Source organism: Phytohabitans aurantiacus (genome assembly GCF_027923225.1).
Lineage (GTDB): Bacteria > Actinomycetota > Actinomycetes > Mycobacteriales > Micromonosporaceae > Phytohabitans > Phytohabitans aurantiacus.
Genome location: NZ_BSDI01000103.1, coordinates 13,991 through 14,661 on the forward strand (window position 1 = coordinate 13,991; position 671 = coordinate 14,661).

Genomic DNA, 671 nt, shown 5'->3' on the forward strand with positions numbered 1-671 from the left:
ACGAACCCCGAGTACGGGCTGTTCGGCGTGGCGCCGGGCACGGACTGGAAGACGAACCCCAACGCCATGCGCACGCTGGACCGGGGTAACTCCGTGTTCACCAACGTGGCGCTCACCGACGAGGGCGACGTCTGGTGGGAGGGCATGGGCGAGCCGCCCGCGCACCTGACGGACTGGAAGGGCAACGACTGGACGCCGGATTCGGACGAGCTGTCGAGCCACCCCAACTCGCGTTTCTGCACGCCGATCACGCAGTGCCCGATCCTCGCCGACGAGTACGACGACCCGCGCGGCGTGCCGATCGACGCGATCCTGTTCGGTGGCCGCCGCAAGACCACGATCCCGCTGGTCACCGAGGCTCGCGACTGGGTGCACGGCGTCTACATGGGAGCCACGCTCTCGTCCGAGACGACCGCCGCCGCGGTTGGCCAGGTCGGCGTCGTGCGGCGTGACCCGATGGCGATGCTGCCGTTCATCGGGTACCACGGTGGCGACTACTTCCGGCACTGGATCGAGATGGGCAAGGGCGCGGGCGCCGGTGCCGGCGACGCCAGCAAGCTCCCGAAGATCTTCTACGTGAACTGGTTCCGCCGCGGCGATGACGGCCGCTTCCTGTGGCCGGGCTTCGGCGAGAACTCGCGGGTTCTCAAGTGGATCGTCGAGCGGCTGGA

Annotated in this window: 1 protein-coding gene; it reads left to right on the plus strand. The window is 68.9% G+C overall.

Features of this window, described 5'->3' with window-relative positions; all coding sequences use genetic code 11:
* A partial coding sequence (locus QMG73_RS45380) for a phosphoenolpyruvate carboxykinase domain-containing protein (RefSeq protein WP_281906278.1) occupies nt 1–671 on the plus strand: 671 nt, incomplete at both ends.